The sequence below is a fragment of the Flavobacterium sp. NG2 genome (genome assembly GCF_034119845.1).
Classification (GTDB): Bacteria; Bacteroidota; Bacteroidia; order Flavobacteriales; family Flavobacteriaceae; genus Flavobacterium.
Genome location: NZ_CP139420.1, coordinates 197913 through 223146, shown reverse-complemented (window position 1 = coordinate 223146; position 25234 = coordinate 197913). Strand labels below are relative to the sequence as shown.

The following is a 25234-nucleotide window of genomic DNA, read 5'->3' as shown; positions in this document are numbered from 1 at the left end:
TTTTATCAAGAGTTAGTTTTTTGTTTTTCGTAAGAAAAAGGTATTAATTTGTATTTAAAAGTGTAGTTCGTCGATTATTTTGGTATATAATCTTTATTTTGGTATATATTTGAATCAAATAATCAAGTATAAATTATCTGGCTATGAAAAATATAATCACCTTTGTATTAACTGTTTTGACATCTTTTGTAATGCTAGCAGAAGTGTCTTCATCTGATAAAGCAGTATTGATAAAGTTATACAATACAACCCAAGGGAATAATTGGAAAGCTAAATGGGATTTAAATGCGCCAGTTAATACTTGGTATGGTATAAAATTAGATGGCGACAAAGTTGTTTCGATTGATCTAAGAAACAACAATTTAGTTGGTGAATTACCTGCTGAAATCGTTTCGCTTGTTGACTTACAAGAATTGAATTTACATAAAAATAAACTTTCAGGTTTTATTCCTCGTGATTTAGGTAATTTGAAAAAATTAAAAGTTTTAGATCTTTCATTTAATCAAATCGAAGGTGCGATACCTTCTTCGATTTCAAAATTAAATAATTTAAAACAAGTTGAATTGTATATGAATAGATTGTCAGGTGAATTACCAGCTCAAATTGGTAATCTTCAACAACTAGAAGTTTTATCTTTATTTAATAATGAAATTGAAGGACAGATTCCAAATTCGCTATATGAAATTAAGACTTTAAAAACATTGCTTTTAAATAGTAATATGATGGTGGGTAAATTAAGCCCAAAGATTGCCGAATTAACTAAATTAGAAAATTTAAGTTTGTTTGAAAACAAGTTTGAAGGGCAAGTGCCTTTTGAATTAGAGAAATTAAATCAACTTAAAGAAATGAATATTTCATATAATAAGTTTAGTGGTTTAACTTCAAGAAGATTAGCAGTTTTAGACACTTTGAATATGACGATGGTTAATGATAAAGGTGTAGCAGTTCTTTTGGATATCGCAATGGAAATCCAAAGACCTTTGGTTTCGGAGCAATAAAAAGTTTTTTCATAATGATGTTTAGTAAATAAATTAGTTAGAAAAGGTTGTCTGCAAAGACAACCTTTTTTAATTTAATTTTGTTCGGGTAAAATAAAAGCGGGGCTCTAGAAATTTGACGAGGAGCCTTTTCGTTCATGAATGATTATTTATAAGATTCATGATACTAAAACATTATTTAGTTCAGGATGTTTTTCAAAATATGCTTTCGCAAAAGGACATAAAGGGATGATTTTTGAGTTTTTATCTTTGGCAAAGCCAATAGCCTTTTGAATCAATATTTTTCCAAAACCCTTGCCGTTGTATTCGGGATTAACTTCTGTATGATCAATAATGAATTTGGCGGGTCCTGCAAAAACAAAGGTCATTTTTGCTACTACTTTTTTATCAATAACAATTTCAAAAGCACCTCTTCTATTGTCGGCATCCATGTTGATTGTTGCAGTCATAATGCGAGTTTTAGTAGTTCATAGGGATTTCCATTAATAAAAATTTAGCGTTTGATTGTGCTTGTATGTCAACTGTTTCAAAATCGGTTACTCCAATAGCGTCTCTAGTGTTTAATTCTTTTCCATCAACGGTGATGCTTCCTGAAATTACAATAAGATACACACCATTTCCTGATTTTTTTAAACGATAAGTTTTACTAAAGTCTTTGTCGAAATCAGCCATAAAGAACCAAGCATCTTGATGAATCCAAACCCCTTCATCATCTGCATTCGGTGATAAAATTTGAGCAAAATCATTTTTTTGTTTGGTTGCATCCAAAGTGATTTGTTGGTAACGAGGTGTTACGTCTTTTTTATTTGGAAACAACCAGATTTGAAATAATTTGGTTTGTTGTTCAGCGTTAGGGTTGAATTCTGAATGTTGAATTCCTGAACCAGCACTCATCACCTGAACATCACCAGTTTTTATTGTGGCTTCGTTGCCCATGCTGTCTTTGTGTGCCAAATCACCTTCAAACGGAATCGTGATAATCTCCATATTGTTATGAGGATGTGTGCCAAAACCCATTCCTGCTGCAATAGTATCATCGTTTAAAACGCGTAAGACACCAAACTGATTTCTATCTGGATTATAATAGTTTGCAAAGCTAAAACTGTGATACGCATTAAGCCATCCGTGGTTTGCATTTCCTCTTGTATTTGCTGGGTGTATAACTGTAGTTGCCATAATTATAAATTTAGTGATTATTATAATACAAATTTACGCCCGATGTACGTGTTTAGCACTTAATCTAGATTAAGAAGTGTTCCGTTCTGAAGATTCGTAATTAGTATTCAGTAAACAGAGGAGGAGTGTTCAGTCTTGGAACATAATGAAGGAATACTGAATTTCTTTTACGACTGCCTACTAAACAACTGAGCACTGATCACTTTTTCAATATTCGGGATTTCATTTTGCTAAAAAACTCAGGAGTTACACCAATGAATGAAGCAATTTGTTTTTGTGGGATTCTGTATTGTAGGTCTTGGTATTTGTTTTGGAATTTTTCGAAACGTTCTTCGGCAGATAAACTGAGGTTGCCCATTAAACGTTCTTGATTGGCAACCAAAGAATTTTCGATTAAGATTCTGAAAAAACGTTCTAGTTTAGGAATTTCACGGTATAAAATCTCTTGATTTTCTTTCGAAAGCACGACTACTTCGGCATCTTCAAGTACTTCGATAAATAAGTTGCCTGGTTTTTGCGAAAGCAAACTGTACATATCACTAATCCACCAGCCCGAACAGGCAAAACTCATAATATACTCTACAATATTATCATTGATATTGAAACTTCTTAAAATCCCCGAATTGACAAAATAGGAGTTCTTGCAAACCGTACCGCTTTGTTGCAAGATTGTTTTGGCTTTGAATTGTTTGACTTCAATTTTCGACAAAAACAACACTTGCTCTTCAGCTGATAACGTGATTTGTTTGGCAATATTTTCGAGGATTAACGTCATAAAATAAGATTTCTGTCGCTAAGATAACCGTTTTTGAGAATATTTTTTAAACTGAATATCCTTTGAACATATAAAACCACAGCAATCTTGAAAAACGAATATTAAAAGAAGCTAATCCTATGATGACGAATGCAATGATGGGAATAATTCTTAAGTCAAAGGTTTCTTTAAAGAAAAATTGAGCAATAAAATAGGTCGCAATGGATTGTGCGACAGTCAAACCATAGTTTATGTACATGGCACCAAAAAAGTATCCCGGTTCTTTCTCGTACTTAAAATGACAGTGAGAGCAATTCGTATGCATTTTAGGAAAACCAAGTTTTAAAAAAGGAGTTTTTTCATTGAAAATTTTTCCTTTATGACAGATTGGACATTCGTTTTTGAAAAGGTGAAATATTGTATGTCCCATTTTGTTTGTTTTTTTAACAAAGGTATTTTTTAACTATATACCTTTTGTTTTCTATATTCGCTCATGATAGCACAATAAAGACATTTTTTTAAATATGAAAAAGTATCCTGTTTATTCGATTCAGAATTTTGACTGTAATTCAGTACACAGTGATTTGTATGTGAATACATTTAAAAATCATTTGTTGAACCATAGTTTTATAGAAAAACCACATCGTCATGATTTTTATGTTTTAGTTCTTTTTACTTCAGGTACAGGAACTCATGTGGTAGATTTCGACCATTTTACAATCCAATCTGGTAGTGTTTTTGTATTACAACCAGGACAAATGCATCATTGGAGTTTGTCTGAAGAGATAGAAGGTTATATTGTATTTTTTTCAAAGGAAATATATAATCTATATTTTGGACAAAAAGACATTGATGAATATCCTTTTTATTCGAAAGTTAATAGTTCTCCTGAAATTGTACTGAATAATGATGAGATGAAAGCGATTATTCCTTTTTTTGATGCTTTGATGACGGAAAGAAGGAAGAAGCAATTACTACAAAGAGACAAAATAATGAACCTAGTGGATATTATTCATATTGAATTGGCTAGAAAATACTTTAGTACATTCGAGCATGAAGTTCATTCTTATAATATAAAGCTAACTCGTTTTGCTGTGCTTTTGGAGCAAAAGTATAAAGCCGAAAAAGCTCCTTTTTATTACGCAGAACAGCTTCATATTACCTTAAAACATTTGAATAGAATTACGAAAGAAGTTCTCAATAAAACTACGACCCAAGTAATCACCGACAGAGTGATACTAGAAGCTAAGCGCATGTTGATGGAAAAACAATTTTCAGTTAACGAAATCGCTACAACTTTAGGATATGAAGATTACTCTTATTTTTCTCGGTTGTTCAAGAAAAATACTGGAATGACAGCTACTGAGTTTAGAACACAAAAAGTGTAGTATGAAAAAACCGATACTGTTTTTGAGTATCGGTTTTTATTGTTTAGCATTCAGATAAATAATAAAATAATCTGTGAAAATTTGTGGAATCTATGTTTGCTTAATTAATTCAAGTTGCTAGTTGCTGTAGTATAAAAACAAAGCAGAGGTTAAGTAAATTTGTTTTGCGAACCAATAAACCTCCCCAATGCTTTGTAAAGACAAAATTATATCAATTTTTTGTTTAATAGATGATATTTTACAAGGAATTCAACATGTTGAAGATGTAAGAAGACAAGTTAGTGATAGCGAAATTATCTTGACTGCAATAGTTTCTTCAACGAGTTTTTATGGTAATCATTGCTCTGCTATAAAATTTATGAAACAATATGGATTCATCCCTAATATGCTTGATAAGAGTAGATTCAATAGACGTTTACATAAAGTTGGAAAACTTTTATACGAGTTATTTGAGATAGTAAGTTCTTATTTTAAAGATTTCTGTTGTGAAATGCATTATATCATTGATTCTTTTCCTGTTTCAGTTTGCAACAATATGAGGATTACAAATTGTAAGATTGTTTCAGGTAATAAATGGAGAGGCTATACTGCCAGTATGCGAAGTTATTTTTATGGAGTAAAAGTACAATTACTCACCACAAAGGATGGGATTCCAATAGCTTTTCATTTCACGCCAGGAAAAACTGGCGATGCAAAAGCTTTAGGGAAAATGATTGATAAATTACATGTAGAAGCTTCATTATATGGTGATAGTGCCTATACAGATTACGGACTAGAAGACATTGCATTAAATAAAAAATGCATCTTATTAAAAATTCAACGTAAGTCAAATGCTAAAAGAATTGATACGCTAGAACAAAAAAACGAAAAACTCAAGATGAGGAAAAGAGTAGAAACAACAATAAGTGATATAAAGAAAATGTTTCCAAGAACAATTCATGCTGTTACATTAGAAGGTTTTTTAATAAAACTAACACTATTTGTCTTTGGACTACAATTAAATAAGGCTATTAACTAGCAACTTGAATTAATTAATGAAAATGATCTTCTTCAATTTCAAATTCGGCATCTTTTTCCCAAATTTCCATTTCACAAGGTTTACAGTTGAATTTGAGTTTGTATTCTAATTCTCCTTGTTTTAGGACTAAGGGTTCCTTGACTTTTTTGTCCATGTTTTCACGATGGTATTTTGGGCATCTTTCTAATTCGTATTTGATGCAATATTTGGTCGTCATCACACGAGATTTTCCTGGATCCCATTGCAATTCGAATGCTTTTTCGATTTCTGTAACACCGTGGCGTTCGTAGAATTTACGAGCCATTTTGTTCGAAACGTTGTACATGAAATCCAATTTGGTTTCCGGATAAGGATGCGATGTTTTTACTAATTGATGCTCTTCACGTTTGTAATTAGCCAAGCGTATTTCAGATAATTGTTCGTAAACCGTTCTACGCATTTCGTTGATTTTAGAAATCGGTAAAAACCAGTTTTCCGAGAACATGATGTTGATTTCGTCAGCGCTATAAGGAGTGAATCCTGTTTTAGCAAGATTAGTTTTGAAATTGTCCTCGATAGATTCGTTGTTTTTAGTACCTTCTTTTGGGTGAACCAATGTAACTGTACTTACATAACCATCTTCATCTGTAGCAATCAATTCAAAACCATTTTCGTTTTCCGTCAATAATAAGCTAGTGCTTATTTTTCGTACCGCACTGTCTTCACGTTCCACTATTTTGATAAAAGCGGCGTCATTGTTACGATAAATAAAGGTGTCAGGCTTTATTTCTTTGAGTACATTTGGATAAACCAGTCCGTTTTCGGCTTTGTTGACATAGATTCCTTCGGCTTCATTATTTTCATTGATGTAGCAAAGTCCATCACCATTATTTAATAAGTGACCGTTTTCAATTTCGTAGGCGTTAGCGGTTGTCTTGATTAGTTTTCCAATGTATTGTCCTTTGGATTTTGGACTTTCCCATGAACCGATAGATTGGTGTCTTTCGTTCACAAAATAATCGGTATAACCGCGGTTAAAACTTTTGTTCAAAGCCGAATCAAAAGTATAAGTACATTTACCCGAAGAAGCTTTGGCATATTTAGAACTTCCTTCATTTTCTAGGAAAGCATCTAACTTTTGACGTAAGTAAGAAACATTATTTTTTACATAGACAACATCTTTCAATCTACCTTCAATTTTGAAAGAGCAAACTCCGGCTTCAATCAAACTTGGAAGTTGGTCTGAAACGTCTAAATCCTTTATCGAAAGTAAATGTGAGTTTTTGATTAAAGTATCGCCATTACCATCAATTAAATTGTAAGGCAAACGACAGTTTTGCGCACAAGAACCGCGATTTGCAGAACGTTCTCCATTAGCCACACTCATATAACAGTTTCCACTAAAAGAAACGCATAAGGCACCAGTTACAAAAAATTCAAGTTCTACATCAGCAGTATCTGCAATTTCTTTTATTTGATGAAGGTTTAATTCACGTGCTAAAACCACACGTTTCATTCCAGCATCTTTAAGGAATTTTATTTTGTGAGGGTCTCGGTTGTTGGCCTGAGTACTGGCATGTAGGACGATAGGAGGTAAGTCCATTTCCATTACCGCCATATCCTGAACGATTAAGGCGTCAACCCCAATTTCATAGAGTTGCCAAATCATTTGACGGCAAGTTTCGAGTTCGTTATCGTACAGAATGGTGTTGATTACCACAAAAACTTGGGCGTGAAATAAATGGGCATATTTGACCAAAGCCGCTACATCTTCGATAGAATTGGTAGCATTGGAACGAGCTCCAAATTTGGGTGCACCTACATAAACCGCATCGGCACCTGCGTTGATGGCTGCCATTCCATGAATTAAATCTTTGGCAGGAGCTAGTATCTCTATTTTCTTCTTCATCTGTTTAGGGATGGTAATTTGTTAATTTCTAAAACTTTAGCTTTTTAAGTTTTCACTTAAAAAAGTTTGCAAAGTTCTTATAAATAATTCAAGTTTTCTAATTTGAAGGGAGTTTTTTTGGGAGATTGTTGTATGTAACAGAAAAAACGCACTGTTAGATATTGCTGTTGGTAAATTTTATATGGTGTTTTCTATATCTTTATATGATGGTATGATTATTATTTAAATATATTATTACGTTAAAGTTGATTGTTATGAAATCTATTCGAGAAATTTTTAAGAGTAATCCCTCTCTTCTGGAAGAAAAAGAGGTGCTTGAACTTGTGAGTTATTGTGAGGAATTACAAGATGAACTGGTAGAATTTAAATTTCAGAAAACCAATAATAAAGAATTAGCGATGCTCGATATGCTTAAGGAAGTAATAAAAGGTTGTAATGCCATCGAAAAAGAACAAATGGAGCACGAGCGTTTTGGATTTGAAGCACCGCAATATAAAGAGACGATTTCAAATCTAAAAAGCTATATTTTGGATCGTTGCCAAGAGGAGCAGATTTGGCTTTAGATGGTTGATGCTCATGAATGAGAAGGGAATTCTTTACGGGTGGAGAGTGATTATGATTTCGAACGTGGGTTTGCGTGAGGGATAGTAGTGAAAATCCTTGTGGCGGGGGATTTATCCCGACACAAGATTGTAACGAATAGCCCGACCCGTTTTTTCGACGGGTCACGCCAAAAAAAATGCCCCAAGTTTCCTTGAGGCAAATTGTATTGAAAAAGCGATATTGACTATCCTGCCAAAGCGTCTTTGATTCTTTTTAAAGCTTCTTTTAAAATATCATCGCTAGTTGCATAAGAGAAACGGATACAATCTGGGTTTCCAAAGGCATCTCCTGTTACTGTTGCTACATTAGCTTCGGCCAAAAGGTACATTGATAAATCCATTGCATCTTTGATTTCAGTTCCTTTTAATGTTTTTCCGAAGAAAGAAGAAACGTCTGGGAATACGTAGAAAGCACCTTCTGGAACGTTGATTTTGATTCCTGGGATTTCTTTTAATAGTCCAACTACTAAATCTCTACGAGAATGGAAAGCTTGTACCATATGGTTTAATACTGATGGATCAGCATCTACAGCAGTAATAGTAGCGCGTTGAGCGATAGAATTAGCTCCTGAGGTTACTTGACCTTGAATTTTAGTACACGCCTTAGCGATAAATTCAGGTGCTCCGATGTATCCAATACGGTATCCTGTCATGGCGAAAGCTTTAGCAACTCCGTTTACGGTGATGGTTTTGTCGAACATTCCTGGTACAGATGCAATACTGCAAAAAGTTCCAGAGAAATTGATGTGCTCGTAGATTTCGTCAGCTACTACGTAGATATTTGGGTGTTTAGCTAAAACTTCAGCTAATGCCGTTAATTCTTCACGGCTGTATACAGAACCTGAAGGATTACATGGAGAAGAGAACCACATCATTTTTGTTTTTGGTGTGATAGCGGCTTCAAGTTGAGCTGGTGTGATTTTGAAATCTGTTTCGATAGAAGTAGGCACTTCTACAGGAACTCCACCTGATAATTTTACGATTTCGAAATACGAAACCCAGTATGGAGCAGGAAGAATTACTTCGTCACCATCGTTTAACATTACTTGGGCAATGTTGTATAAAGATTGTTTTGCTCCTGTTGAAACTACGATTTGTGATGGTTTGTAATCTAAGTCGTTGTCTCTTTTAAATTTTCTGCAGATAGCTTCTTTTAAATCACCGTATCCATCCACTGGAGAATAGGTGCTGTAGTTATCATCGATTGCTTGTTTTGCAGCTTCTTTGATGAAGTCAGGCGTATTAAAGTCAGGCTCTCCTAAACTTAAACTGATGATGTCTTTTCCTTGTGCTTTTAATTCTCTAGCCAAAGCAGCCATGGCTAATGTTTGTGATGTTGCTAGATTGTTAATCCTGTCTGAAAGTGGGTTCATTAAAATAGTTTTAAAAGGCTTTGGTTTTCAATCAAAGCGGTTAATGATTTTTTTGTTATTTATTGTGCTATTTCGGGCTTTATTCCTAAATCTTTTAAGTGTTTAATGTGAGCAATTACAGCACTTCGCATGGTTTTGTATTCAAAATAAGGAAGGTTGCATTCTTTTGCTGTCTGTTTTACAAATTCAGCGATTTTTCCGTAATGGATGTGGCTGATGTGTGGGTATAAATGGTGTTCGATTTGGTGGTTTAATCCTCCTGTATAATAATTTAGCAACCAGTTTTTGGGTGCGAAATTAGTAGTGGTGTATAGTTGGTGAATGGCCCAAGTATTATCCATTTCATTCAATTCATTTGGTGTTGGGTTTTCGGTTTCTTCAACCACATGAGCCAATTGGAAAATGATACTTAGAATTAATCCCGCAGTGTAATGCATGATGAAAAAGCCAATTAATACTTTCCACCAACTTAAAACTATAATAGGAACGATTAGCCAAAAAGAGAAATAAATAATTTTAGAAATAACTAGACCTGTCCATAAATTTTTAGGATTAGGTTGTGTTCCATAATATAATTTTCTTTTAAGATAGACTCCCATTTGCTTAAAATCAGTAGTCAGGCACCAGTTGATTGTTAAAAGGCCGTATGCTAACAAAGCATAATACTGTTGAAATCTATGAAAACTGTACCATTTTGCATGTTTGGTAAAACGGATGATTCGTCCCGCATCTAAGTCTTCATCGTGTCCAGGAATGTTTGTGTAAGTATGGTGTAATACGTTGTGTTGTACTTGCCAGTTATAGACGTTTCCAGCTAATATATAGATACTTCCTCCCATGATTTTGTTTACCCAAGGTTTAGTGGAGTAGGAGCCGTGATTTCCGTCGTGCATAACATTCATTCCTACACCAGCCATTCCTACGCCCATTACGAAGCTGAGGATAAGATGTAGCCAAAAAGGCATTGTAGGGATTAATAAAAGGACAAAATAGGGGACGAATAGTAGTGAAAACATAATAGCTGTTTTGATGTACAGTTTCCAGTTTCCCGTTTTTTTAATGTTGTTTTCCTTAAAATATTCATTGACCCTTGCGTTTAAAATTTTAAAAAATTTTAAAGCATCATGTCGTGGAAAAGTCGGCGCATTCGAAATCATAAATAGTTTAGGTTCTAATAATCTACAAAGGTAATTATTATAAATTTTCAATTTGCAAAATTGAGTTAAATATTTCAAAGTTAAAAATAGTACTTTTGTTAAAAAATTAGATAATGGACGAGATATTGAAGTATTTTCCAGATTTAAGCGAAATTCAAAAAGAGCAATTCGCAAAGCTGGATTTTTTATACCACGATTGGAACGAAAAAATTAATGTAATCTCTAGAAAAGATATTGATTCTTTATATACAAAACATGTTTTGCATTCCTTAGGAATAGCCAAAATAATGAAGTTTGAACCAGGGAGTTATGTCCTAGATGTAGGTACAGGTGGTGGATTCCCGGGGATACCGTTAGCGATTTTATTTCCAGAAACTCGTTTTTATTTGATTGATGTGATTGCTAAGAAAATAAAAGTCGTTCAAGGTGTTGCAGATGCTTTGGAATTGAAAAATGTAAAAGCAGAGCAAATTAGAGCTGAGAATGTCAAAGGAGATTTTGATTTTATTGTTAGTCGTGCCGTGACAAATATGCCTGATTTTGTTTCTTGGGTAAAAACCAAAATTAAAAAACAACATAAGCACGAATTGAAAAATGGAATTTTGTACTTGAAAGGTGGTGACCTAACCGAAGAATTAAAGGACTTTCCGAAAGCAACGCAATACGATTTGGCTACTATATTTGAGGATGAATTTTTTGAGACCAAGAAAGTGGTGCACTTGCCATTGAAGTTTGTGGTTTAAAAAGGTTAATTGTTTAAGCGTTTAAAAGCTTAACGCTTAAAGTGGAAACACAGTTAATATACTGATAGAAAGTTTAGTCCATTTGTTGAATTAAGTTTTTTTAAATTCAATAAAGATAGAAAGCCCACAAAATTCACATTCATTTGAATTTTGTGGGCTTTTTTTAGTTCCCCCTTCGGGGGTCAGGGTGATTTATTCTCCCAAAAATGGATATCTGTAATCAACAGGAGTAACAAAAGTTTCTTTGATTGTTCTTGGTGAAACCCAACGCAATAAATTCAATGGAGAGCCAGCTTTGTCGTTTGTTCCAGAAGCCCTTGCTCCTCCAAAAGGTTGTTGACCTACTACGGCACCTGTTGGTTTATCATTGATGTAGAAGTTACCAGCAGCATTTTGTAATTTAACTGTTGCGACTTCAATAGCATAACGGTCTTGGCTAAAAATAGCTCCCGTCAAGGCATATTCAGAGGTGGTGTCTGCTAATTCAAGAGTTTCTTCCCATTTAGCATCTTCGTAAACGTAAATTGTCATTACTGGACCAAATAATTCCGTTTCCATTGTAGAGTAGTGCGGATTGGTAGTAACAATTACTGTAGGTTCTATAAAGTACCCCACAGATTTATCGTAATTTCCGCCGATAATAATTTCCGCATCAGTATCTTTTTTAGCTTGGTCAATAAAACTAGCTAGTTTGTCAAAAGAACCTTCGTGAATAACAGCGGTTATGAAGTTACTGAAATCTTGAGGAGATCCTATTTTCATTGATTTTACATCAGTGATAATTTGTTCTTTTATCGTTGGCCATAAACTTTTAGGGACATACGCTCTTGAAGCTGCTGAGCATTTTTGACCTTGAAACTCAAAAGCACCACGAACTATTCCGGTGGAAACTTGCTTTGCGTTAGCACTTGAATGTGCTATGATAAAATCTTTCCCGCCCGTTTCTCCAACGATTCGAGGGTAAGTTTTATAGTGGTGAATGTTAGCTCCTATTTTTGACCAAATATCTTTGAATACGTGAGTAGATCCTGTGAAATGCAGTCCAGCAAAATCACGGCTAGCCAAAACGGTATCAGTAATCATCAAAGCATCACCAAAAACGACATTGATAACTCCATCAGGAATACCTGCTTCTTTGAATACTTCGATAATGATTTGAGCAGAGAAAACTTGGCTGTCACTTGGTTTCCAAACGACAACATTACCCATCATAGAGGCACTAGCTGGTAGATTGGCAGCGATAGCTGTAAAGTTAAATGGTGTTATGGCATAGATAAAGCCTTCCAGGGGTCTGTATTCTAGGCGGTTCCACATATCAGAAGAAGAGGCCGGTTGATCTGCGTAAATTTGACTCATAAACTCAACGTTGAAACGTAAAAAGTCAATAAGTTCACATGCGGCGTCAATTTCTGCTTGGTGAATGTTTTTGGATTGCCCAATCATGGTTGCGGCATTGATTCTGGCTCTATAAGGGCCTGCAATTAGTTCTGCAGCTTTCAAAAAGATGGCGGCGCGTTGTTCCCAAGCCATAGCAGCCCATGCTTTTCTAGATTCTAGTGCATTTGCAATGGCTTTTTCGATATGTGATTTTTCAGCAAGGTGATAAGTTCCAACTTGGTGTTGGTGGTCGTGTGGAGCTGTTATTGTTTTGGTATTTCCAGTTCTGATTTCTTCACTTCCAATATACAGAGGTACGTCAATTTTAGAATTCCACATTTTATCATAAGCAGCGAGAACAGCTTCTTTTTCTGGGGAATTGGGAAGATAGCTTTTTACAGGTTCGTTGGTTGCTTTGGGTACTTTGAAAAATCCTTTTAACATAATAGTGTATTTTATAATTATCAATTTCAAATGAGAGTAGGGTGGGTTTAAAATAGTAAATCCAACATACTGAATCATTTGTCTAAAAAAACAAAAATACGGACTTTATAACGAAAGAAGGGTCTAGATTGGAAAAGAATCAGGATTATTTAGCTTAAAAGCCTAGTTTAATGCAAAAGGAGCACATAGTCTGAAAGTAGGAATATATACTTTAAAACTTTTGGCATTACTGAAATTAATCATATTGAAATGACCATGCATTGCTCCATAAGGAGAGGCTAAGAGGCAGCCTGAACTGTAGGTGTGTAGTTCTCCTGGTTTTAAAACGGGTTTTTTGCCAATAACACCTTCACCGTCGACAACTTCTTGATCGTTAAGTGAATCAAAAATTTCCCAATGACGTGAGGTAAGCTGGACAGAATCTTTACTGTGGTTTTCAATTGTAATCTCATAACTAAAGGCAAAGTGTATCTTGTAGTTTTTGAAGTAAGTGCCTTCAAAACTAGTCAATACTGAAATTTTTATGCCTCTTGTAATCTGAGATACCATGATGAACTAGTAAATAGTTGTGTAATAGGAAACAAAAATACAAAAAAAGGATTTATTTTAAGGCCTTTGTTTGTTGTTTTTTTAATTGATGATGTTTGTTGAGTTGGCAGAGCCTTTTCCAATGATGCGATCGTATCTAGCGGTGTTGTCTCTGTAGTAAACTAATATAGTGTATTCATTTTCAGTTTGATAAAAATTTCCGTCAATAGCATTTTCGGAGTCGATAACTCCTTTGCTGTCAGCAATGACGTAATTGTAATTGGTGAAACCTTGCTTGATTAAGATGGCTTTTTCATAGATTCCTTTTTGAGGATTATAATCCATTTTGTATTCAGGACTTAGGCTGTAATTGTTGAACATACCTACGACATAAATGTCTTTTTTAAGTCTGAAGCTAGGTGCTGATAAGGTGAAATAAACCCAAGAATAGTCTGCTTCAATTTCGCTATTTTCAGCATTGGCATTTAGAACTACGAAGTTTCCGTTTACATCTTGAAAAAACGAATAAGGGTAATTGGCTCTTGCGTTATTAGTGAATAAGTGGCTGCTGTAGATATCGGTACTAGTATCTACTTTTGAAATGAAATTAGAAGGAAAACGAATGTTTTTGTTTTCAAAATACATGAATTCATTGCCAGCCCAAAACTGTGTCTCTTTGTCGTATTTATAGATAAGGCTGTTTCCTAATGTATATTGAGGGGCGATATTTTTAATAGCAGTGTTGAAATTTCCGTTCTGAATTAAAGAAACTTTTACGTTTTTTATGGGGTTTTGAAAAGTTATGGTATTAGAGTTAATTGAAAAATCTAAATTATGCTTATATGGTAGGTTGTTGATGGTTCTAGCTCTTTTGACTTGAATTGGGACCGTCGCTAAGTCTTCATAAAGTATGAATCGTCGAGAAAAAACGACTTCTTTGCTATCGTTCAAAATCTTCAATATGTAATTTCCGCTCAATCGTAATTGTTGCGTGAATTGATTTGGAATCGGTAAAGTGAAATGCGAGTAAATTTGTAAGGTGTTGAACGAGGTTACAACGTTTTGAATGCGTTGATTGTCAAAACCTGATAAGTATTCGTTTTTAGGTATTTCAGAAGGGACCCAGTTGTAGTCACAATGAATGATTTCATAAAAATAGTCGGCATTGTTGCCATATAAATCATCAAACTGCAATTGAAAACCAGAACCCAATTCAAATATTGGAACTGCATTTTGGTTGTTGTGAATAAAGGAAACGGTTTTGATGTTAAATGGTGGTACTACCTCATTTTCGACTTGCGCAACAATAGAGTGCGTTAGTGCTAGTAAAAATGTAATATAGAGTGTGAGTTTATCAAACATAGATAACAAGTCTTTTGGCTAATGTGTAAATATAACAAAATATCTTTTAGTTTATTTTATCGGCCACTAATTGAAGACTATATCATTCCAAAATATAGTCCAAATGAGTTTCAATTTCGGTGCTAATAGTTTCTTCGTCCAAAAGCGAATCGGATAATAGTTTTTTGTTTTCCTGTAAACGGATGATTTTTTCCTCTACGGTGTTTTTAGTGATAAACCGAATCACATTGACTTTGTTCAATTGGCCCAAACGGTGCGCGCGTCCTATTCCTTGTTTTTCCGCAAAAGGATTCCACCAAGGATCTAGGAATAATACATAAGAAGCCTTTGTGATATTAAGTCCAACGCCTCCAGCTTTTAAGGAGATGAAAAATAGTAAAACATCCTCTTGCTCTTGAAATTGGTTAACGGCTGTTTCACGGTCTTTTTGAGCCGTGGCACCAGTGAGTTCTTTGAATTTTATTTTGTGAAGAATACACCATTTTTTGTAAAAATCTAAATTAGAAACAAAGGAACTAAATACAATTGTTTTCTGTTTGGCTTGGATTAAAGTTGTCAAAAAATCGGTTACGGCATTGAATTTACCAGAGTCAAATTCAGATTTTGAATCGATCATTTTTGGATGGTTGCTCAGTTGTCTCAAACGCATCAAGGTATTGATGATATTGATTTTGTCCACTTTTGACCCGTCAGTTTTTAGCAATGAATTTCGAGCTTTAGACTTTTCTTCTTCGTATAGTTTTTCCTGTTCTTTTTCCATTTCACAGTAATAGATTTGCTCCGTCATTTCGGGTAAATCCTTCAATACTTGTTCTTTGGTACGTCTTAAAATAAACGGACTGATCAATGATTTTAGTTCGGATAAAACAACAGTGTTTTGTTGTTTTTCGATAGGGTTTTTATAATGTTCTACAAAAAAAGAATAGCTCCCCAGAATTTCAGGATTGATAAATTCCATTTGTGACCATAGGTCATCAAGGGAATTTTCAATAGGAGTTCCGCTCAATGAAAATCTTGTGCGTGCTTGAATTTGCTGAATAGCTTTGAATATTTTTGAGTTTTTATTTTTAATGTACTGACTTTCGTCTAAAATTAAAAAACGAAAATTGTATTTTTCTAAAATGGCACTGTCGCGTGAAGCAATGGCGTAACTGGTAAATACCAAATCGTAACGTGCTAGTTTTTTGGCTATCAGTTTTCGGTCGCTACCTACGTATTGTATGCGTCTTAGGTGTGGCGTGAATTTTCGGGCTTCATTGTACCAGTTAAAAACCAAAGAGGAGGGAAGGACAATCAATGCTTTCAAGTATTCTTTGGCTTGCGGTATCACATTTCCAAATAAATCTAGTTGTTCTGCTTCTCTTTGTTGCATTTCCAACTGTTCTTGAACACTAACGAGAGCCGAAAGGGTTTGCAATGTTTTACCAAGTCCCATATCATCCGCAAGACAAGCGCCTAGGTTATTGTGATAATGTTCTAATAACCATTGTACACCTTCTAATTGATACGGACGTAAGGTTGCTTTGACTAATGGTGAAAGTTGGAATTCTTTCTTCTCTGTTGCTATTGTTTCGATTTTAAGTTCAGGAATGTTCTGTAAAACAGCAAAATTACTTTTGGGTAGTTGTAAAATACCCTCTTTTACTTTGGCTAATTTTGCCAAAGAAGCATATTGCATCATCCATTCTTTTGGAATCAAAAAGCAACTTTTATCAGGGAGAATATAAACTTGGTTTTGCTGTTTGATATTTGGAATAATTGCAGCAAAACTAAATTCAAATTCGCCGCAACTGATGGTGATTTTTAGATCAAACCAATCATTTTGAACGTTGTTTGAAAAACGGATTCTAGGTTTTTCAGTTTGAAGTTTTTTACCCTCTATTTTTAAATTGCTTAAGTTAAAGCCAAATGCAATTAACTCTTGTTGGTTTTCAATAAGCCATTGAATCGTTTCATAGGTTTCAGTTTTTTCCTCCTTTGGCGAAAGCCTCCAAAAACCATGTTCCGTTTTTGTAAAACCAATGGAAGTCATTTTTTGTTCGAAAATGAATTCGCTGGCTTCGTTACGCTTGTACTGAATGACTTTGATCTGTTCGGGTTGGTTTAAATCAATTTCAGAATGGCTTTGTTTAGTTTTTGAAGCATCAAAAATATACCCATCATAATCAAAGTGCAGGTTGAGGTAATAGCTGTTTTTGAAAAAATCATGGACTATTTCTATCGAACAAGCTTTTAGTTGGTTTATTTGAATAATTTCGAATCCATCGGCTTCAATAGTCGTTTTTTTGACCATGTCTTTGATGAATTTCTCAAAATATTCGGGAACCATTCGGGACGGAATCTCGATGGATTTTTTGTTTAAAAAAGGTTTTATCTTTTTAGCATCAATGCCTTTTAATCCAAATAATTTTTGGTCAATAACCAACCAGCTGGGTTCAGATAAAAGAATCAATGTTTTTTTGTCGCATGGAGAAAAGACGGATGTTTCGTCTTTTAATGCTAATGTATAGGTAATGCCTTCTGCTGTTTTTTGGAATTTAAGTTGGGCTTCTAGCGGATTGTTTTGGGTTGAGACACCACTTTTTCTAAAGTCTTTATCTTTATTTAATTCGACTGAAAATGGGTAATGAGCAGTTGTAATTAAATCCAAAAAGGTCGCCATTTTGAGATGGTAAAAATGCTGTATGCCAAGCGCTATTTTTGAATCTTTTAGGAGCTCTTCAATACTTTTTTTAGATTTTCCTGTGGTATTGAATTTTTTAAGTAAAGCTTCTGTTTTTAGTGCTTCACATAATACAAGTGCTTTTTGAATGTTGGGTTCTAAAGTTGCAATGGCAATGTTCAGCGAACGCAAAACATCAGGTGAAGCTTTTTTGTCAACGTAGGTTATGGGTTGGTTTTTAGGGACAATATAAGCAGTAGGAATATAATAACCTGTTTTTATATCACAACTTACATCAAAGCAAAATTGATACTCCACAACGTTACCATTAGGGTTTATTTAAAACAAACTGGAATCACTTCGCCTTTGGCTAAGCAATATTTTTCTACTAATTCGGGACTGATTTTATTGGTGAAATCTTCTTCAATTACGGTAAAGCCAATAGAACGTAGCTTGTCGAAATAATCACGGCCATAAATACGCACATGGTCGTATTGACCAAAGATTCTAGCGCGTTCTTTTTGGTCAGTAATCGAATCATCAGCAAAGGTAGTCTCGCGATTCAAGTCTTGTGGGATTTGTAAAATCGCCATTCCTCCTGGTTTTAATACGCGATACAGTTCTTGCATGGCCTTAGTGTCATCAGGAATGTGTTCCAAAACGTGGTTGCATAAAATCACATCGTATTGATTGTCCTCAAAGGGCAAATCGCAAATATCTGCTTTGACATCCGCTAAAGGCGAAAACAAATCAGTAGTAGTATAATCGAGGTTTTTTTGCTTTCGAAACAACTTATAAAAAGCTTGCTCAGGTGCAAAATGCAATACTTTAAGTGGAGCTGTGAAAAAATCTGTTTCTTCATTCAAATACAGCCATAACAATCGGTGTCTTTCTAATGAAAGGGTACTTGGCGACAAAACATTCGTTCGTTGCGTACCATATCCATAAGGTAAAAAGCTTTTGAAACTTTTCCCGTCAATAGGATCAGTATAAGTATTTCCTTTTAAAGCCAAAGCTAGAACAGGACGTACAACATAACTTAAACGAATTAAGATAGGACGCGGAATGGTATTGAGTATAAGTTTAAAAGCAGATTTCATTTGAATGAGAATTACACAGGGATTTCATTAAAAAAAAACAAACACAGATTTCACAGATTAGCACAGATTATTTGTGGTTAAAATGTATTTCACTAAGTGGATGTTATAAAATTATTCGTTTGTATTTTAAGCTGTCTTCTCCAAAATTGACTAATAGTCCAATTTTGTTTTTTGAGGCGGCTAGGTAATTTAAAGTTTGTTTGATTTCGCTTGACGACAGTAATTGTATTGCTTTTATTTCTAAAATAATCTTATCAAAAAGAACAAAATCAGCAAAATAATATGTTGGTAGGATGATTTCTTTATATTCGATATTGTATTTAACTTCTCGTTTATAATCGATTTCATTTTTATTAAATTCATATTCTAAAGCATCACCATATACTTTTTCGCTATGTCCTTTGCCTAGAATCTTATGAACTTCCATACATGCACCAATTATTTTGTATGTTTCGTCTTTGAGGTAAAAATCTTCCATAGTTTAGATAATCAAGATTTATAATCTAAGCGTTTATCTCATAAATAATCTGTGCTAATCTGTGAAATCTGTGTTTATAAGACTAAAGGCAATTTTCTAAATTCATCTTCTTCATTACTTACGATTCCTAGTTCTTTGTATATGTAAGCGAATGTAGATAGCAATTCAGGTTTTCCGTCTACTAAAGCGATATCATGTTCGAAATGAGCCGATGGTTTTCCGTCAGCGGTTAAGATTGTCCAACCGTCTTTTAGTTGTTTGATGTTGCGTGTTCCTTGGTTGATCATCGGCTCAAGTGCAATCACCATTCCTTCGACAAACAATTTTCCACGACCACGTTTTCCGTAGTTTGGCATTTCTGGATCTTCGTGCATTTTTTGACCTAAACCATGACCTACCAATTCGCGAACAACTCCGTAACCATGACCTTCGGTATATTTTTGGATAGCATTACCTACGTCTTCTACTCGGTTTCCAGCTTTGAACTCGCGGATACCTACGTATAAAGACTCTTTAGTAACTTGTAATAATTTTTTGGTTTCAGGAGCAACTTCACCTACTTCAAAAGTATATGCGTGGTCTCCGTGGAAACCATTTTTGAAAGCACCACAATCAACAGAGATGATATCACCACTAACTAATGGTGTGTTATTTGGAATTCCGTGTACTACTTGAGCGTTAGGGCTCATGCAAAGGGAATTTGGGAAACCATACAAGCCTAAGAAACTTGGTTCAGCACCATGGTCTCTTATAAAAGCTTCTGCTAATTTGTCTAAATGTAAAGTTGTAACTCCTTCTTTAATCTCAGAAGCAAGCATTCCTAATGTCTTCGATACAATTAAAGCACTTTCGCGCATTAATTCAATTTCTTCACGTGATTTTACTATAATCATAGTTTTGAATTTTGAGTTGGCAAAAGTACAATTTTAATTGATTTAATCAGGATTTGCTATTATTTTATATAATTCAGAATTAGAAATGTAAAACTCGTTATTCAAAGCAATAGCATTCAATTGCGCACTAATCAAACTACTTTCTCTGCTATTGATTAAAAAAAGCGAACTTTCGCCAAAAGTAAACAAGCGTTCCTCTGAGGTTAACATTGTTTTGTAATTTTTAACCAATTCATTCGCTAGGCTGCGTTGTTTGAATAACGAATTGATGACTTCTTTTTGCGCGTTGATTTTGTTTTGAAGTTGAAGACGTTCTAAATTCAATGAATTCGTTGTTTCTTGTATTTTGAATTTAGTCATTTTCAATCCTCCTCTTTCCTTTCTTAAAAATATAGGGTAGGCAAAGTCTATCCCAATTTTGTAATTCTCAAATTTATAATTTTCGATATATTGAGGTTCTGATAAATAGGAGTAACCAATATTGATTTTTGGCAAAAGGTAATTGGCTTTGAGTTTGCGTTCGACATTTAAGATGTCAATTTTGCTTTCGATTGCATTTATCTTTGGATGTGAGTCAATGGAAAAATCCGCTTGTAAGAGGCTATTTGTTTTTAGGGTTTCTTGAATGGTAGTTTCTAATTTCTTTTCTGGAAAAAGGGCATCCGTTATTTCCATAGGTATAGAGTTTTCGAGCCATAAAAAGTTCGAAAGCTCTAGTTTTGCTTTGGTCAGTTTTAGTTTTGAATTTTCTAAACTTAATTTTCGGCTGGTTAAACTAATGCCTGCTTCGATACTATCTATTGCTCTTTTATCACCTTGTTTGATAAGAGAAGCAACGCCATTGTATCGTATTTCTGCATTGGTTTTATATTGCGAATATAGCTGGAATTCCTCATAATTACGTTTCCAGTTAAAATAAGCCACCGAAGCATCATAGAGTATCGCTACTGCTTGCAATTTTCTTTCGGCCTGACTTAATTCTAGTTGCAATTTGGCTTTGCGTAAGTCAGCCATTCGTTGATTGATAAGCAATCCTTGCCCTAGCGGAATAGAAATTCCTAATGAAGCTAATCCTTGATTTGGGACATTGTTTTCGGGGTTTAAATAAATACCTTCGTTTTGGTCAAAGCCCGCTTTTATTTCAACACCATACCAGGTTGGAATTTTGAAACTGCTATTAAAAATTGAATAATAGTTTTTGTCTTTAAATTGTTTTTTGTCAAAATCGACTTCGATTTTTGGGTCGAATGCTCCTCTAGCAGCCATTAGATTGGCTTGTGCCTTACTGATTTCTAAATTGGCATTTTTAACTAAAGGATGAAATTTTTTGACATAGCCCAAGTATTCTTCAAATGTGAATTCGAAGTTTTTTTGGGATTCCAAATCTGAACTGCTTTTTTGAGCGCTAAGTCCAGAGCTGAATATGAGTAAAAATAGAATTATTTTTTTCATTATTTTTTGTCTTTAGCGGTCTTTGGTGCTTTTGCTTCGTAGTAATCAGGTGGGAATCCATTTAAGGTTCTCCATATTTCAAACCAAACTGGAACTGTATTTAATAAAGCTATCGTTTGTGCTCCTGAACCTATGCTAAGTTGTTTTGGCCATTTGGCTTCTTCTGGGTCAGGTGCAATCAAGACTCTGAATTTTCCGTTATCACTAATGAAATTTTCTACAGCTACAATTTGACCTCCAAAAGTTCCATAAGACATATCAGGCCAGCCAGAGAAAACAATAGTTGGCCAACCGTCAAACCAAACGCGTACTTTAGCACCTTTTGAAATCAATGGAAGATCTAGTGGATTGACATAGGTTTCAACAGCAATGTCATATTGTGAAGGCATAATTGTAACAATAGGAGTTCCCTCCTTGATGGTTTCACCTATTCCTGCTTGCAAAGCTCTATTGATATAGCCGTCTTGAACCGCTTTGATGTAGTACATGCCATTACGAATGCTGTAATTAGCATATTGATTCTCTAGTTTGTTGACTTGTGCTTCAGTGTCATATTGGTTGCTTAAAGCTGTAAATTGGTCACTTTCGGCTTTGGAGAATTTCTCGTTGTATTCTGCTATAATTCGGTTGATTTCAACTTTTGAATTTAAATAGTCATTTTTACTCGTTAGTAGTTTGTTCTCTTGTGTAATGATTTTAGCTTCTACTTCTTGTAGTTTTAGTCTCTTTTCTTCGACATCTGTTAAAGGTTTTAACCCTTCACTCTGCAATTGAATGGCACGATTGTATTGTGTTTGTGCAATTTTAAGTTGTGTTTTTACAGCGACCAAATCAATCGAATCACTTTTTATTTTTAGTTCCGATTGTTTGATTTTGTTTTCAGCTTGTTCTAGTTTTAATCTTTTTTCATTTAAAATAGATTCAATTTGGTTGGATAAAGCGCCTACTTTCGAACCATAGGAAGCCAATGCATTTTTCTTAGCATTGACTTGGTTTTTAGTATTGCGAACTAGATTAGGGTCCATATAATCCTCTTTTATCTCAGAGATAAATAAAATGGTATCTCCTTTTTTGACAAAATCACCTTCTTGAACGTACCATTTTTCAATTCGACCTGAAATTACACTTTGTATCGATTGTGGTCTTTGGTTTGGTTTTAAAGTGGTTACGGCTCCTTTTCCAGATATGTTTTGTGTCCATGGCAGGAACAAGGAGACAAAAGCAATGATTGAAACGATTGTGATAATCCTATTTAGGATTTTATAATGAGGTCTCGTTTCTAAATCTTTTACAGTCTTGTAACGATCTAATTGTGTAACGTTGTGCTTATTGTTATTAGAAATATTTAGCATGATGTTATATTTTAGAATCTAATTTTATTTTTCCTTTTTGCACTGTTATATGACGATTACATTTTGTTTTCCAATACGGATTTTTGGAAGAAACGATAATCGTCCATTTGTGCTCCTCTGATGTTAAAAAGTCGATAATTTCATTGGCTACTTTTTCGTCCATAGTATCAGTAGGGTCTTCGTAGAACAAAATTTTAGGTCTAGTAATGATACTTCGAGCTAATATTATTTTTTGAGCGTTCGAAGATGATAGTTGTTTTCCTTCGGGGAATAAAGGGGTTTCTAATCCCTGAGGTAATGATTTAATAAAATCGCTAAGCTGTACACCTTCAATAGCCCATTTGATATCCTCATCTGTAATAGTTTTGTCGTTAAACGTTATGTTTTCAAGGACACTGCCTTCAAAAGGAGTTTCACCATAAACAATACTGGCAATTTGAGCACGATATTGATTTAAGTTTATTTTTTTGAAAGTGTCATCATTGATGTAAAGCGCACCAGAGGAAGGTTGTATTAAACTCGAAAGAATTCGGATTAAAGTTGTTTTTCCTGAGCCATTTTTACCATCAATATAGATGCGTTCCGATTGGTTTATTACTAATGAAATATCATCTAAGATTTTAATTTTAGAGTCTGGAAATTGAAAGCTAATATGTTCCGCATCAAGCGCAATTGAGTTATAACAGCTTTTGTAGTCAATTGGGAATTCTTCTTCCAGAGCCATATCAGTAATTAAACCTATTTTTTCAATCGAAGTTAAGACATCATAAAAGGTTTCAAGTCCTAAAATTATTTTCTCAACAGAATTAATCACCAATAAGATGATGATTTCTGCAGCGACAAACTGACCAATATTCATTTCTTGTGATAATACTAAATAACCACCAATAGATAATAAACTAGCGGTAATGATTATTTTGAAAATGATAAGCTGGGTAAACTGAGATTTGATTACTGTAAAATGTTTTTCTCTGTACTTTAGATAATCGGTGGTCATGTGATCATTTTTTTCTAAGGCATAATCGTGGTGCAACTGATTTCGGAAACTGAAATTATTACGAGCTAGTTCCTGCAGCCATCCTGCGACTTTGTATTTGTACTTAGATTCCATAAGGCTGCTATCAAGTCCAGGATTATAAGAGAACTTAAAAATAAAATAAAGTAAAATAAACAATAAGATACCAAAGACAATAAAGTAATTGTGATACAATGAAAGTAATACAAGTCCAAAAACAATTTGTAGTAAGGCTCCTGAAAAATCCAGTAGCAATTTAGATGTACCTTTTTGAATGGTAAGAGTGTCAAAGAAACGGTTGGCCAATTCTGGAGGGTAGCTATTGTAATATTCTTCAAATTTTATTTTGGGTAAACGAACAGCAAATTCAAATGAAGAACGTACAAAGGTTTTTTGTTGCAAATTTTCTGTGATTCGTAATTGCATAAGAGATAAAATACCGACTAATGCAACACCAAAAACAACCAATACAATCAATACAATCCAAGAAACACTTGCTCTCCCAGATTGAATAAAATTGGTGATGGCTTGGATACCTAATGGCAGTGATAAACTGATTAATCCCGAAAATATAGCGTATAAAAACAATTGATAGACATCTTTTTTATCTAATTGCAATAGATTGTAGAATCGTTTTAATGGTTTCATATCTTTTTATTTTTTTAAAATCGTTGTGATAAGGTTCAGGTAAAAATCAGTTGGTGTTATTTCATTATTGCAATTTGTAATACTTTTTAAATGATCGTTTAAAAAGTATTGATGTAATGCTCCTTCTATTATGGAAGAAGCTAAACTTTTAGGGTAAGGATAATCAGCATTGACTTCAATAATTAAGGTCACTATTCTATTGATTACATTTTTGTATATCAGGAAAAATCCTTCTTTGTTTTCATCGTCTATTTCTTTTGTGTGAAGGGTTTTAGTGAATTCGGCGATAATTATGCGACATAGGATAGCCTCGTTAATATGTGGAATGGAGTGGTCTTCTTCTGCCTTTTCAGTCACAGCTGTAATGGCTCGTTTTAATTTGTCCATTGGATCCTCAATATTGGTCATTTTAAAAACCATTTTATATTCGACCCAACTCCAATACCAAGAGCATAAATACACAAGTAATTTGTGTTTGTTTTCAAAATAACGGTAAATAGAACTTTCATTTGAGCCTATTTTTTCTCCTAACTTTTTAAATGTAAAATTATCAAAACCAATTTCGTCAATTAATAAGATACTTTCTTGTATTATTTTTTTACCTAAAACAGAAGTTTCAGGGTCTTTGACATATATTTTGTCGTTGACTCTGATGATTAGGTTTGATAATATTGATCTCATATTAAGTGGATTTTATGCAAATATAATAGTATTACTATCAATATTGAAATTTTAACTTTTATTTATAATGTGTTTATAAACAATTTTTGTTGTTGTCAATCGATAAACTTGATATATTAGTATTAAGAGTTCTAAAAAACAAATG

Annotated in this window: 23 protein-coding genes; 5 read left to right on the top strand and 18 right to left on the bottom strand. The window is 34.0% G+C overall.

The features are described from left to right. Nucleotides 1-143: 143 nt before the first annotated feature. A complete protein-coding gene (locus SLW70_RS01060; protein WP_320890038.1) occupies nucleotides 144-998 on the top strand; it encodes a Two component regulator three Y domain protein in 855 nt (284 codons plus the stop codon). 158 nt (nucleotides 999-1156) lie between these two features. Here the strand turns inward: SLW70_RS01060 and SLW70_RS01055 are convergent, their stop codons facing one another. From SLW70_RS01055 to SLW70_RS01040, 4 genes are all read right to left on the bottom strand, one after another. Continuing rightward, nucleotides 1157-1447, bottom strand: coding sequence for a GNAT family N-acetyltransferase (locus tag SLW70_RS01055; protein WP_320890037.1), 291 nt, complete (start codon nucleotides 1445-1447; stop codon nucleotides 1157-1159). A 10-nt stretch (nucleotides 1448-1457) separates the two neighbouring features. Further along, nucleotides 1458-2174 (bottom strand): pirin family protein, encoded by a 717-nt coding sequence (locus tag SLW70_RS01050; protein WP_320890036.1) that lies wholly within the window; start codon nucleotides 2172-2174, stop codon nucleotides 1458-1460. Between the two features lie 199 nt (nucleotides 2175-2373). After that, complete coding sequence (locus SLW70_RS01045; protein ID WP_320890035.1) at nucleotides 2374-2949, bottom strand: Crp/Fnr family transcriptional regulator; 576 nt, start codon at nucleotides 2947-2949, stop codon at nucleotides 2374-2376. Nucleotides 2950-2995: 46 nt separating this feature from the next. Further along, nucleotides 2996-3358, bottom strand: coding sequence for a DUF983 domain-containing protein (locus SLW70_RS01040; RefSeq protein ID WP_320890034.1), 363 nt, complete (start codon nucleotides 3356-3358; stop codon nucleotides 2996-2998). 94 nt (nucleotides 3359-3452) lie between these two features. On the opposite strand from SLW70_RS01040, the gene SLW70_RS01035 reads away from it, so the two are divergent. Together SLW70_RS01035 and SLW70_RS01030 are read left to right on the top strand one after the other, a co-directional pair. Next, nucleotides 3453-4316, top strand: a complete 864-nt coding sequence (locus tag SLW70_RS01035; protein WP_320890033.1) for a helix-turn-helix transcriptional regulator — start codon at nucleotides 3453-3455, stop codon at nucleotides 4314-4316. Nucleotides 4317-4503: 187 nt separating this feature from the next. Continuing rightward, the gene (locus SLW70_RS01030; protein WP_320888702.1) at nucleotides 4504-5334 is read left to right on the top strand and encodes an IS982 family transposase; all 831 of its coding nucleotides are present in this window, start codon (nucleotides 4504-4506) and stop codon (nucleotides 5332-5334) included. Nucleotides 5335-5347: 13 nt separating this feature from the next. Here the strand turns inward: SLW70_RS01030 and SLW70_RS01025 are convergent, their stop codons facing one another. Beyond that, nucleotides 5348-7222: a U32 family peptidase gene (locus SLW70_RS01025; protein WP_320890032.1), complete on the bottom strand. Its 1875-nt coding sequence runs from the start codon at nucleotides 7220-7222 to the stop codon at nucleotides 5348-5350. Nucleotides 7223-7476: 254 nt separating this feature from the next. Between SLW70_RS01025 and SLW70_RS01020 the strand changes: the two genes are divergently transcribed. Then, the gene (locus tag SLW70_RS01020; protein WP_320890031.1) at nucleotides 7477-7785 is read left to right on the top strand and encodes a hypothetical protein; all 309 of its coding nucleotides are present in this window, start codon (nucleotides 7477-7479) and stop codon (nucleotides 7783-7785) included. A gap of 224 nt (nucleotides 7786-8009) precedes the next feature. On the opposite strand, the gene SLW70_RS01015 is transcribed toward SLW70_RS01020, so the two are convergent. Together SLW70_RS01015 and SLW70_RS01010 are read right to left on the bottom strand one after the other, a co-directional pair. Next, a complete protein-coding gene (locus SLW70_RS01015; RefSeq protein WP_320890030.1) occupies nucleotides 8010-9197 on the bottom strand; it encodes a pyridoxal phosphate-dependent aminotransferase in 1188 nt (395 codons plus the stop codon). A 59-nt stretch (nucleotides 9198-9256) separates the two neighbouring features. After that, entirely contained in the window at nucleotides 9257-10354 is a 1098-nt protein-coding gene (locus SLW70_RS01010; protein WP_320891730.1) for an acyl-CoA desaturase, read from the bottom strand. 113 nt (nucleotides 10355-10467) lie between these two features. Between SLW70_RS01010 and rsmG the strand changes: the two genes are divergently transcribed. After that, on the top strand, nucleotides 10468-11097 hold the full coding sequence (rsmG, locus tag SLW70_RS01005) for a 16S rRNA (guanine(527)-N(7))-methyltransferase RsmG (RefSeq protein WP_320890029.1): 630 nt from the start codon (nucleotides 10468-10470) through the stop codon (nucleotides 11095-11097). A gap of 192 nt (nucleotides 11098-11289) precedes the next feature. Here the strand turns inward: rsmG and pruA are convergent, their stop codons facing one another. From pruA to SLW70_RS00950, 11 genes are all read right to left on the bottom strand, one after another. Next, on the bottom strand, nucleotides 11290-12918 hold the full coding sequence (gene pruA, locus SLW70_RS01000; protein WP_320890027.1) for an L-glutamate gamma-semialdehyde dehydrogenase: 1629 nt from the start codon (nucleotides 12916-12918) through the stop codon (nucleotides 11290-11292). A 162-nt stretch (nucleotides 12919-13080) separates the two neighbouring features. Next, a complete protein-coding gene (gene apaG / locus SLW70_RS00995) occupies nucleotides 13081-13467 on the bottom strand; it encodes a Co2+/Mg2+ efflux protein ApaG (RefSeq protein WP_320890026.1) in 387 nt (128 codons plus the stop codon). Between the two features lie 81 nt (nucleotides 13468-13548). Then, nucleotides 13549-14808, bottom strand: coding sequence for a DUF5103 domain-containing protein (locus SLW70_RS00990; RefSeq protein ID WP_320890025.1), 1260 nt, complete (start codon nucleotides 14806-14808; stop codon nucleotides 13549-13551). An 82-nt stretch (nucleotides 14809-14890) separates the two neighbouring features. Then, nucleotides 14891-17788 carry a DEAD/DEAH box helicase gene (locus SLW70_RS00985; protein WP_320890024.1) on the bottom strand — a complete coding sequence of 966 codons (2898 nt, stop codon included), beginning with the start codon at nucleotides 17786-17788 and terminating at the stop codon, nucleotides 14891-14893. Nucleotides 17789-17805: 17 nt separating this feature from the next. Further along, nucleotides 17806-18570, bottom strand: coding sequence for a class I SAM-dependent methyltransferase (locus SLW70_RS00980; RefSeq protein ID WP_320890023.1), 765 nt, complete (start codon nucleotides 18568-18570; stop codon nucleotides 17806-17808). Between the two features lie 103 nt (nucleotides 18571-18673). Beyond that, the gene (locus SLW70_RS00975) at nucleotides 18674-19048 is read right to left on the bottom strand and encodes a GxxExxY protein (RefSeq protein WP_320890022.1); all 375 of its coding nucleotides are present in this window, start codon (nucleotides 19046-19048) and stop codon (nucleotides 18674-18676) included. Between the two features lie 74 nt (nucleotides 19049-19122). Further along, complete coding sequence (gene map / locus SLW70_RS00970; RefSeq protein ID WP_320890020.1) at nucleotides 19123-19941, bottom strand: type I methionyl aminopeptidase; 819 nt, start codon at nucleotides 19939-19941, stop codon at nucleotides 19123-19125. Between the two features lie 42 nt (nucleotides 19942-19983). Beyond that, nucleotides 19984-21393: a TolC family protein gene (locus tag SLW70_RS00965; protein ID WP_320890018.1), complete on the bottom strand. Its 1410-nt coding sequence runs from the start codon at nucleotides 21391-21393 to the stop codon at nucleotides 19984-19986. Continuing rightward, entirely contained in the window at nucleotides 21393-22745 is a 1353-nt protein-coding gene (locus SLW70_RS00960; RefSeq protein ID WP_320890017.1) for an HlyD family secretion protein, read from the bottom strand. Before SLW70_RS00960 ends, SLW70_RS00965 begins: the two co-directional genes overlap by 1 nt. Before the next feature lie 4 nt (nucleotides 22746-22749). Further along, complete coding sequence (locus SLW70_RS00955; protein WP_320890016.1) at nucleotides 22750-24408, bottom strand: peptidase domain-containing ABC transporter; 1659 nt, start codon at nucleotides 24406-24408, stop codon at nucleotides 22750-22752. Nucleotides 24409-24414: 6 nt separating this feature from the next. Beyond that, on the bottom strand, nucleotides 24415-25089 hold the full coding sequence (locus SLW70_RS00950) for a TetR/AcrR family transcriptional regulator (RefSeq protein WP_320890014.1): 675 nt from the start codon (nucleotides 25087-25089) through the stop codon (nucleotides 24415-24417). Nucleotides 25090-25234 lie beyond the last annotated feature (145 nt).

What these genes read in the sequence shown, in the direction of transcription:
- SLW70_RS01015 (WP_320890030.1), bottom strand. Translation starts at nt 9,197, where the DNA reads ATGAACCCACTTTCAGACAGGATTAACAATCTAGCAACATCACAAACA.
- SLW70_RS01025 (WP_320890032.1), bottom strand. Translation starts at nt 7,222, where the DNA reads ATGAAGAAGAAAATAGAGATACTAGCTCCTGCCAAAGATTTAATTCAT.
- SLW70_RS01040 (WP_320890034.1), bottom strand. Translation starts at nt 3,358, where the DNA reads ATGGGACATACAATATTTCACCTTTTCAAAAACGAATGTCCAATCTGT.
- pruA (WP_320890027.1), bottom strand. Translation starts at nt 12,918, where the DNA reads ATGTTAAAAGGATTTTTCAAAGTACCCAAAGCAACCAACGAACCTGTA.
- SLW70_RS00955 (WP_320890016.1), bottom strand. Translation starts at nt 24,408, where the DNA reads ATGAAACCATTAAAACGATTCTACAATCTATTGCAATTAGATAAAAAA.
- map (WP_320890020.1), bottom strand. Translation starts at nt 19,941, where the DNA reads ATGATTATAGTAAAATCACGTGAAGAAATTGAATTAATGCGCGAAAGT.
- SLW70_RS01055 (WP_320890037.1), bottom strand. Translation starts at nt 1,447, where the DNA reads ATGACTGCAACAATCAACATGGATGCCGACAATAGAAGAGGTGCTTTT.
- SLW70_RS00960 (WP_320890017.1), bottom strand. Translation starts at nt 22,745, where the DNA reads ATGCTAAATATTTCTAATAACAATAAGCACAACGTTACACAATTAGAT.
- SLW70_RS01060 (WP_320890038.1), top strand. Translation starts at nt 144, where the DNA reads ATGAAAAATATAATCACCTTTGTATTAACTGTTTTGACATCTTTTGTA.
- apaG (WP_320890026.1), bottom strand. Translation starts at nt 13,467, where the DNA reads ATGGTATCTCAGATTACAAGAGGCATAAAAATTTCAGTATTGACTAGT.
- SLW70_RS01050 (WP_320890036.1), bottom strand. Translation starts at nt 2,174, where the DNA reads ATGGCAACTACAGTTATACACCCAGCAAATACAAGAGGAAATGCAAAC.
- SLW70_RS01035 (WP_320890033.1), top strand. Translation starts at nt 3,453, where the DNA reads ATGAAAAAGTATCCTGTTTATTCGATTCAGAATTTTGACTGTAATTCA.
- SLW70_RS00980 (WP_320890023.1), bottom strand. Translation starts at nt 18,570, where the DNA reads ATGAAATCTGCTTTTAAACTTATACTCAATACCATTCCGCGTCCTATC.
- SLW70_RS00965 (WP_320890018.1), bottom strand. Translation starts at nt 21,393, where the DNA reads ATGAAAAAAATAATTCTATTTTTACTCATATTCAGCTCTGGACTTAGC.
- SLW70_RS01045 (WP_320890035.1), bottom strand. Translation starts at nt 2,949, where the DNA reads ATGACGTTAATCCTCGAAAATATTGCCAAACAAATCACGTTATCAGCT.
- SLW70_RS01030 (WP_320888702.1), top strand. Translation starts at nt 4,504, where the DNA reads ATGCTTTGTAAAGACAAAATTATATCAATTTTTTGTTTAATAGATGAT.
- SLW70_RS00975 (WP_320890022.1), bottom strand. Translation starts at nt 19,048, where the DNA reads ATGGAAGATTTTTACCTCAAAGACGAAACATACAAAATAATTGGTGCA.
- SLW70_RS00950 (WP_320890014.1), bottom strand. Translation starts at nt 25,089, where the DNA reads ATGAGATCAATATTATCAAACCTAATCATCAGAGTCAACGACAAAATA.
- rsmG (WP_320890029.1), top strand. Translation starts at nt 10,468, where the DNA reads ATGGACGAGATATTGAAGTATTTTCCAGATTTAAGCGAAATTCAAAAA.
- SLW70_RS01020 (WP_320890031.1), top strand. Translation starts at nt 7,477, where the DNA reads ATGAAATCTATTCGAGAAATTTTTAAGAGTAATCCCTCTCTTCTGGAA.
- SLW70_RS01010 (WP_320891730.1), bottom strand. Translation starts at nt 10,354, where the DNA reads ATGATTTCGAATGCGCCGACTTTTCCACGACATGATGCTTTAAAATTT.
- SLW70_RS00990 (WP_320890025.1), bottom strand. Translation starts at nt 14,808, where the DNA reads ATGTTTGATAAACTCACACTCTATATTACATTTTTACTAGCACTAACG.